This window comes from Allobosea sp. 05T422_2 (assembly GCF_056396265.1).
Genome location: NZ_JBFTLD010000294.1, coordinates 1 through 7,813, shown reverse-complemented (window position 1 = coordinate 7,813; position 7,813 = coordinate 1). Strand labels below are relative to the sequence as shown.

Genomic DNA, 7,813 nt, shown 5'->3' with positions numbered 1-7,813 from the left:
ACCCAGCCTTCGGCTTCGAAGGTCTTCTTGTTCGCGGCTTCGTCCTTGGCGACGAAATCGGCGAATTCCTTGCCCTTCATGAAGCGGCCGGTCTGCGAGGTGCGGGTGATGAATTCCTGCCACTCCGGCGTCTTGCTGACCTTTTCCATGATGTCGGCGTAGTAAGCGACCGCATCGGCGGGAACTTCGGCCGGCAGCCAGACGGTGCGCGGCATCTGGAATGTCTCGAGCGGGAGGCCAGCCTCCTTGCAGGTCGGGATATCGCCCCAGCCCTTGCCMTCGAAGACCGCCTCGCCCTTGGCGAGACGCACCGGGCTGAACACGCAGAGCGGCTTCACCTGGCCGGCCTTCCACTGGCCGATATTCTCGTTGGGGTTGTTGACGTTGGAGTCGATGTGACCACCGGCGAGCTGCACGGCGGCTGCGCTGCCGCCCTGGAACGGCACGTAGATCCACTTCACGCCAGCGGCTTCCTGGATCATCGAGGTCAGCGTCTGGTCGGTGTCCTTCGACTGGCTGCCGCCCATCTTGAGCGAGCCGGGCTTGGCCTTGACCGCATCGATATAGCTCTTGGCATCGGCATAGGGAGCCTGGCCGTTGACCCAGAGGATGAACTCGTCCAGCGCCAGCGCCGAGACCGGCGTCAGATCCGAGAGCTTGTAGCCGAGCTTGGCGACGTAAGGCAGCAGATAGGCGTTATTGGTGCCGAAGATGACGCGATGGGGGTCGCCCTTGCCGGCGCGGCCATGGATGTAGCCTTCAGCGCCGCTGCCGCCACCCTTGTTCACCACCACGATCGGCTGGTCGAAGAGCTTGTGCTTGGTGATGATCGACTGGATGACGCGGGCAAAATTGTCGGTGCCGCCGCCGGCGCCCGAGGTGACCACGAATTCCACCGGCTTGGTGGGCTGCCAGGCCTGCGCGGCGGTTGCACCGGCCAGGCTGAACGCGACCGCAATACCAACCGCAATGCTCGTCTTTTTCATTCGTTTCTCCCTTCGTGATTAGATGCCGGGCGGCTCATGAAACGGCTGCCCGGCCGCGGTGAACTCAAGCCGCCTTGCGTGCGGCCCTTCCTTCATTCGCCATCTTGATGGCGAGGCTGAGCGCCGCACGGGTCGCGCCGAGATTGGCGATGCCCTTGCCTGCGATCTCATAGGCGGTGCCGTGCGCCGGCGTGCAGATCGGGAACGGGAAGCCGCCGATCAGCGTGACGCCACGGTCGAAGCCGATCAGCTTCATCGCGATCTGGCCCTGGTCGTGATACATCGTCAGCACGGCATCGAAATCACCGTTCCTGGCGCGCAGGAAGACGGTGTCGGAGGGGAAAGGCCCCTCGACGGTGAAGCCCCGGGCCTTGGCCTGCTTCACGGCAGGCTCGATCGTCTCGATCTCGTCACGGCCGAAATTGCCGCCATCGCCGGCATGCGGATTGATGCCGGCCACGGCAATGCGCGGCGGGTTGAAGCCGGCAGCGCGCAGATTGCCGTCGGCCAGCGTCAGCGCCTTGAGGATGCGCTCCTGGCTGATCGCAGCCGCGACCTCGGACAGCGGGATATGCGAGGTGACACGGGCGTTCCACAGCCCGTCGAGAATGTTGAACTCGCTGGCATCGCCCTCATAGCCGATGGCATCGCGCACGAAGCGGATCTCGTCGTCATAGCCCGGATAGGCGAAGCGCATCGCAGCCTTGTTGAAGGGCGTGAAGAACACGGCATCGGCCTTGCCTTCCCCAGCGAAGCGGAGCGCCCGACGGAAATTATCGGTCGCCGCCTGGCCGCCGGCGAGCGTCGCCTTGCCACGCTCGAGGGCGGCCGGATCGTGATTGGCGAGATCGATGAAGACCGGCTTCGCCGACTRTGCCGGAATCTCTTCGCCCTCGCGAATGACCAGCACGTCCGGATCGACCTTGGCGTCCGCAGCGCCGAGATCGAGCAGGCGCTTGTCGCCGAAGACGACATAGCGGGCAGACGAGCGCAGATCGGGCTCGAGCAGGATGCGCGCCAGCAATTCGGGGCTGATGCCGGACGGATCCCCCATCGCGACGGCTATCGTCGGCAGTGATCCGTTTGCGCGCATGTCCATCGCTCTCATTCTCCCACATGGCCGGATGTGATCAGGGCCAGACTTGGCCATCGACCTAGCATAGCCCTCTAAACGCTACAAGTATGCTGTATGCAGCATATCCATCTTGCTATAGGCTGAGCGCAAAGTGGCGGCCGGTTCAGAGTCGCGACGCGGCGCCCGGAGGATCTGCCCATGAACTTTCATTCGCTCTACAGCGGCATCAAGACCCCGATCGAGACCTGTCTGGTCGGCAGCGGCGGCTTCGGCCAGAGCTTCCTGGGCCAGGCAAGGCGGATCAGGCTGGTCAATGCGCGCATCGCGGTGGACATGACACCTGAGGGCGCAGCCCGTGCCATGGCGGCCGCCGGCATCCCCGCCTCCGAAATCGTCGCCTGCGAAACACCGGCGGAAGCCAAGGCGGCCTGGGAGGCCGGTCGCCATATTGCCGCCGGGCGTCTGGAGACCGTCATCGACCTGCCCTTCCACCTGCTGATCGAGGCGACCGGCAGCCCGGAAGCCGCAACCCGCCACAGCCTGGCGGCGATCGAGGCCGGGCGCCATGTCGCGCTCGTTTCCAAGGAAGCAGACAGCGTCGTCGGCCCCGGTCTCGCCCGCATGGCGCAGGACAAGGGCGTCGTCGTCACGCCGGTGGACGGCGACCAGCCGAGCCTGCTGATTGCCCTCGTCACCTGGGCCGAGGTGCTCGGGCTGGAGATCATCGCCGCCGGCAAGTCGAGCGAATATGATTTCGTTCTCGATGCCGCGACCGGTGCGGTGACCTGCAACGGGGTGACGCATTCGCTCCCTAAGTTGCGCGAGCATTGGCTGCCCGGTTCGCGTTCGACCGTCCGCAATGCCGCCGAGCGTGCCCGCATCCTGGGCAGCGCCTTCCCGCTCAGGGCCGTTCCTGATCTCTGCGAAATGACGCTTGTCGCCAATGCGACCGGGCTTGGCCCCGATACGCCCGGCTTCCATGCCCCGCCGGCCCGCATTCCCGAAATCGCCGACCTCTTCGCCGAACGCCGCCAGGGTGGCCTGAGCGCCGGCACACGCCGCGTCGATGTCTTCCATCATCTCCGTCTGGCGGAGGAAGCGAGCTTCGCCGGCGGCGTCTTCATCGTCGTGCGCTGCGAGGACGATGCCACCTGGGACATGCTTGCCGGCAAGGGCCATGTGGTCAGCCGCACTGCCAAGACCGCGATGCTTTACCTGCCGCGACACCTGCTCGGCATCGAGGCCGCGACCAGCATTCTCGATGCGGCCGGGCTCGGCCGGTCCGGCTATGGCGAGGATTATCGTCCGCGCTGGGACCTGGTTGCCGTTGCGGAGCGGGACCTGCCGGCCGGCACCGTGCTCACCATGGGCGGCCATCACCACAGCATCGACAGCGTCGGCGCCGAAATGCGTCCGGCCGCGGCGCTCGCCGATGACCGCCCTGCCCCGTTCTACCTGGTTGCCAACCGCAAGCTGGTTCGCCCCGTGGCGGCCGGAGCCGCGATCAAACTCGGCGATGTCGAGATCGATCAGGGCTCGGCCCTCCTCCAGACCCGGCGCAGGCAGGACGAGATCTTCGCCGAAAGCCCGGTGGAGCGCGCAGCTGCGGCGCGTTGACAGGCTGACGACCCCATGCCGTAACGATGAAAACGAGGGACGGCGATGACAAACGAAGCCGACATCACCCGGGCCGCGCCGGATATCTATCCGCGCATCACCCGGCGCACCTTGCATGACGAGGTCCTGGAGCGCCTGCGCGACATGATCATCGAAGGCCGGCTCGCGCCTGGCCAGCGGATCAACGAAGGGCAGGTCGGCGCCCAGCTCGGCGTCTCGCGCACTCCAMTGCGCGAGGCGATCAAGACGCTGGCAAGCGAAGGTCTGGTCGAGATCCTGCCCGCCAAGGGCGCGATCGTGCGCCGCTTCACCGACAAGGATCTCGCCCAGATCCTGCAGGTGCTGAAGACGCTCGAGCAACTCGGAGGCCGGATGGCCTGTCAGCTGGCCAGCGACGAGACGATCGAGGCGATCCACGCACTGCACAGGCAGATGCTGGAGCTATATGAGACCAAGAACCGGCTCGAATATTTCAAGCTCAACCAGGCGATCCACAGCGCCATCGTGGCCGCTTCCGGCAATGCCGTGCTGATGGAGATGCACGAGACCCTGCAGGCGCGGATCAAACGGCTGCGCTTCATCGGCAATGAGGGCCCGGTGAAATGGGCCGGGGCCGTGGCGGAGCATGAGGAGATGATCGTCGCGCTGAAGAAGCGCGACGCGGACGCACTGGCGGACGTCATCGGCCGGCACATGGACTCGACACGGCTGCGTGTCAGCGACGTCCTCTAACCCCGATATCCGGAACCTCGGCGCGGATTGCAGGTTATCCCTCATTGGGGGGCCGCACAGCTGCGAGGAATTGATGAGAGCAGTCCTGCTTGCCCTGGTGGCACTGGCGTTTTGCGTTTCCCGTGCTCCTGCACAGGAAGCGCTCCAGGCCGATGAATTCGTCAGACGAGCCGCAGTCTCGAACATGATGGCCGTCGAGCTCGGCACGCTCGCCTTGCAGAAGAGTTCCTCGCCCGAGATCAAGGCCTTTGCGCATCAGGCCGTGAACGACCGCACGATCGCAGGCACCGGCTTGCGCCAGATCGTGGCGAAGCGCTCTGGCATCGCCCTGCCGGAACGGCCCGACCAGGCGCATCAGGACATCCTGCGCGAGCTCGGCGACAAGCAGGKGCCTGAGTTCGACCGCGCCTATGTCGGCGCGCAGAAGCAAGCCCAGGACGAGGCGATGGCGCTGTTTTCCGGCTACGCCCAGGCTGGCACGGATACCGAACTGAAGGGTTTTGCCAGCAAGACCTTGCCGCTCCTGCAAACCCAGGCCGAACTGACCCGAAAACTGCCGGGCGCAGACTGAAGCGCGCTCCCCGGCACGGCGTCGTCTCGAGCGCCCCGGCCCGGGTTCCGACCCCTGAAGACCGGGGTGCGACCCTTGCGCGAATTCGCAGAAGAGCCGGCCACTAGCCCCGAAGGCCGGTGTCGAGCTCACGGAGGAAATCTCCCATGCGGCTTCGACCGGCAGGCACGTTGGGCATGCGCCGCAAGACGTCGCGAACGGCCGGAGGCGCGTGTTTCAGAGCCCAGCGAAGCTGCTCTTCGCCGACGGTCTCGTCATCTCCCGCTGCGATTTCCAGGGCCTGTGCCTGATGAGCCGCTGCGCCGAGGATGTGCCTGACCTGGTGCGGAGTGGCCTTGGGGTGCAGATACGCGGCCGCGGCCGCGAGACTGGCGGCTCGGGCGGCATCAGTGGCGGCAGGATCCTGCGCCTCGCGAGCGGCGGCATGCGCCGCCCAGGCCTGCGAGCGTAACAGAGCGGTCCGCCTGCCTCCATGCCCGAACGCCTCCGCACCCTCGATCGCGTCTCGCGGACGATGATCGGCAGGGTATCTGGATTCGAAAAGCGGCAGCGCCTGCCTGGCACAGCTTGCGGCATAGAGCGCGATCGCGCGCAGTTCGTCCTCGCCGAGTTGCATCGCGGTCTCGTCGTCAGCCATCGTCGTCCCTGGCGAGGCACCGAAAGCCCGATTGCGGTGCCAGAGCGATAGCGCGAGTGACAGGCCCCAAGCCTAGAGCACGCAGGCATACATGACGAAGACGCCGCCCGATCCGAACGGCCGTTCGTAAAGCGCGCGCGCCGGCTCGTTGTCCAGCTCGGTTCCGACCCAGACCTCCTCGCAACCGAGTTCGCGGCCCCAGGCGAACATGTCGTCAAGCATCCGCCGCGCCAACCCCTGGCGCTGCAGCGCGGGGGCAACGGCGACCTCATCGATATAGAGTTCCGTCTTCTTGTCGGGATGGCGATGGATCACGGCAGCGACCTGCGCCACCACCACGTCCTGGCGAAGCCCGACAAGCATGAGATGGCCCGGCGAGGCGAGATAAGCGCTGAGCCTTGCCGGATCGACCGGCTCGTCGAAGACATCCTCGTCGACGCGGTCGAACAGGGCCATGTCCGCCGCGGTTACCCGCCTGATCTCGACTTCCACGATCTGCTCCCGTCCGGCCCGCTTGACAGTCATCCGGCCCTCGCCTCCGCTTGTCGCAAAACTGGATGGGGAAGGATACGCCGGTCATGCTGACCCTCCGCCAGATCGAGGTGATCCGCGCCATCATGATCACCGGCACGATTGCCGGGGCGGCCAAGCTGCTCAGCGTCTCGGCGCCGGGCATCAGCCGCCTGATGAAGCATACCGAGCGTACGCTGCGGCTGAAACTGTTCGAGCGCCGGCATGGGCGCTACATTCCAACCCCTGAGGCCAACGACATCTTCGAGCAGATCAACGGGGTCTACAAGAAGGTCGACGACCTGCATTACACGCTCGCCCGCATCGAGCGCGGCGGCGAGATCGAGCTCAAGCTCGGCTCCGTGCCGAGCATCTGCCATGTCATGGTGCCTCGTGCGATCGAGCGGCTGCGGCGCAAGCATCCGGACCTGCGCATCGACATCAACATCCTGAAGATCGAGGAGGCGCTCGACTATCTCCTGCTCGGCAAGGGCGAGATCGCGGCGATGAGCTACAAGCTCGACCATCCCGGTATCGATTTCGTCCCCCTGGCGGTGGGCGAACTGCTCTGCATCGTCCCCGACAGCCATGAGCTTGCCGGCCGCGCCTGCCTGTCGGCGCGCGAGATCGTGCAGCACGAACTGATCGGCATCGATCCCAACGATCCCTATGGCCGGGTCATGAGCGAGATCTTCAGCCGGCAGGGCCTGGCCTATGACATGCGGATCAAGGCCCGCTTCGGCACCACGGTCTGCTCGCTCGTGCGGGCCGGGCTCGGCATCGCCATCATCGACCAGTTCACCGTCGCGCATGGCTCGATGCAGGGCATCACCGCGATCCCGATCGAGGAGCCGACCCGCTTCCAGACCTATGTTGCGATCAAGAACGACAAGGCGCCCTCGCTCTATGCCGAAACCTTCGTCACCCTGCTGCGCGAGGAGATGAACGCGGTGGTCTCATCCCGCCTGCGCGCCCCAGTCAAGGCGGTGGAAAAGATAACATCAGGTTAGGTAATGCGATTGAATTGGTTATCGCGTTACTAGCCTAAATCGGTTTATCTGACGTATGGCAACGCCTGCGACCATGACGGGCGAGCCAAGAGGGATCGGACATGCCGGCAATCGCCGTCGCCAACAGGACCACGCGTGTGCTGCTCGGCTCGCCGATCGCGCATTCTGTGTCACTGGCGATGCACGCGGCGGCCGCACGGGCCGCCCGTTTCGAAGCGCGGTGCCACCTGATCGAGATCATCGGCGCAGAGCCTTCGGATAACGCGAAGGCCGAGGCCTTCGACAGGGTCATGGCGGCGCGCGCGACGATCGATCGCGCTGCCTGAGCGACGCCCCGGCGAGACCGGGCGGAGACAAGAAACCGGACAACTGGAGGAAACATCATGACATTCAAATGGATCATCGCCGCGGCCCTCGGCGCAGGGCTCGCGACGCCGGCGCTGGCGCAGGACAAGGTCAAGCTCGTCGACGTCGTCGAGCTCTCGGGTGCGGGCGCGACCGCCGGCACCAACTGGAAGAACGGCATCGATCTCGCCGTCGCCGACATCAATGCCAAGGGCGGCATCCTCGGCAAGCAGATCGAGATCGTCCATTACGACACGCAGACCAACCCGGGGAACACCCGCGCCGCGGTGCAGCGCGCCATCGACGAGGGCACCTATGCCGTGCTCGGCC

The 7,813-nt window shown here is 65.6% G+C and carries 10 protein-coding genes; 6 read left to right on the top strand and 4 right to left on the bottom strand.

The annotated features are described in order from the left end of the window. The coding region (locus AC1DJT_RS31495) for a Bug family tripartite tricarboxylate transporter substrate binding protein (protein ID WP_476835594.1) at window positions 1-986 on the bottom strand (986 nt) is incomplete at its 3' end. A gap of 64 nt (window positions 987-1,050) precedes the next feature. After that, on the bottom strand, window positions 1,051-2,079 hold the full coding sequence (locus AC1DJT_RS31490; protein WP_476835595.1) for a 4-hydroxythreonine-4-phosphate dehydrogenase PdxA: 1,029 nt from the start codon (window positions 2,077-2,079) through the stop codon (window positions 1,051-1,053). A gap of 180 nt (window positions 2,080-2,259) precedes the next feature. Between AC1DJT_RS31490 and AC1DJT_RS31485 the strand changes: the two genes are divergently transcribed. The 3 genes from AC1DJT_RS31485 (at window position 2,260) to AC1DJT_RS31475 (ending at window position 4,981) form a co-directional block, all read left to right on the top strand. Then, window positions 2,260-3,678, top strand: a complete 1,419-nt coding sequence (locus AC1DJT_RS31485) for an NAD(P)H-dependent oxidoreductase (RefSeq protein ID WP_441504785.1) — start codon at window positions 2,260-2,262, stop codon at window positions 3,676-3,678. 45 nt (window positions 3,679-3,723) lie between these two features. After that, window positions 3,724-4,410 carry a GntR family transcriptional regulator gene (locus AC1DJT_RS31480; RefSeq protein ID WP_476835593.1) on the top strand — a complete coding sequence of 229 codons (687 nt, stop codon included), beginning with the start codon at window positions 3,724-3,726 and terminating at the stop codon, window positions 4,408-4,410. Between the two features lie 73 nt (window positions 4,411-4,483). Next, window positions 4,484-4,981 (top strand): DUF4142 domain-containing protein, encoded by a 498-nt coding sequence (locus tag AC1DJT_RS31475; RefSeq protein WP_476835592.1) that lies wholly within the window; start codon window positions 4,484-4,486, stop codon window positions 4,979-4,981. A gap of 103 nt (window positions 4,982-5,084) precedes the next feature. Here AC1DJT_RS31475 and AC1DJT_RS31470 read toward each other — a convergent pair whose 3' ends face one another. Both AC1DJT_RS31470 and AC1DJT_RS31465 read right to left on the bottom strand, forming a co-directional pair. Next, on the bottom strand, window positions 5,085-5,618 hold the full coding sequence (locus AC1DJT_RS31470; protein ID WP_441504788.1) for a putative immunity protein: 534 nt from the start codon (window positions 5,616-5,618) through the stop codon (window positions 5,085-5,087). Between the two features lie 72 nt (window positions 5,619-5,690). Further along, entirely contained in the window at window positions 5,691-6,143 is a 453-nt protein-coding gene (locus tag AC1DJT_RS31465) for a GNAT family N-acetyltransferase (RefSeq protein WP_441504789.1), read from the bottom strand. Window positions 6,144-6,196: 53 nt separating this feature from the next. On the opposite strand from AC1DJT_RS31465, the gene AC1DJT_RS31460 reads away from it, so the two are divergent. From AC1DJT_RS31460 to AC1DJT_RS31450, 3 genes are all read left to right on the top strand, one after another. Next, window positions 6,197-7,138, top strand: a complete 942-nt coding sequence (locus AC1DJT_RS31460) for a LysR family transcriptional regulator (RefSeq protein WP_441504790.1) — start codon at window positions 6,197-6,199, stop codon at window positions 7,136-7,138. Window positions 7,139-7,239: 101 nt separating this feature from the next. Then, complete coding sequence (locus AC1DJT_RS31455) at window positions 7,240-7,464, top strand: hypothetical protein (RefSeq protein ID WP_441504791.1); 225 nt, start codon at window positions 7,240-7,242, stop codon at window positions 7,462-7,464. Window positions 7,465-7,521: 57 nt separating this feature from the next. Further along, window positions 7,522-7,813: ABC transporter substrate-binding protein (locus AC1DJT_RS31450; RefSeq protein ID WP_476835591.1), on the top strand; the 292-nt coding region annotated here is incomplete at its 3' end.

What these genes read in the sequence shown, in the direction of transcription:
- AC1DJT_RS31485 (WP_441504785.1), top strand. Translation starts at nt 2,260, where the DNA reads ATGAACTTTCATTCGCTCTACAGCGGCATCAAGACCCCGATCGAGACC.
- AC1DJT_RS31470 (WP_441504788.1), bottom strand. Translation starts at nt 5,618, where the DNA reads ATGGCTGACGACGAGACCGCGATGCAACTCGGCGAGGACGAACTGCGC.
- AC1DJT_RS31465 (WP_441504789.1), bottom strand. Translation starts at nt 6,143, where the DNA reads ATGACTGTCAAGCGGGCCGGACGGGAGCAGATCGTGGAAGTCGAGATC.
- AC1DJT_RS31460 (WP_441504790.1), top strand. Translation starts at nt 6,197, where the DNA reads ATGCTGACCCTCCGCCAGATCGAGGTGATCCGCGCCATCATGATCACC.
- AC1DJT_RS31455 (WP_441504791.1), top strand. Translation starts at nt 7,240, where the DNA reads ATGCCGGCAATCGCCGTCGCCAACAGGACCACGCGTGTGCTGCTCGGC.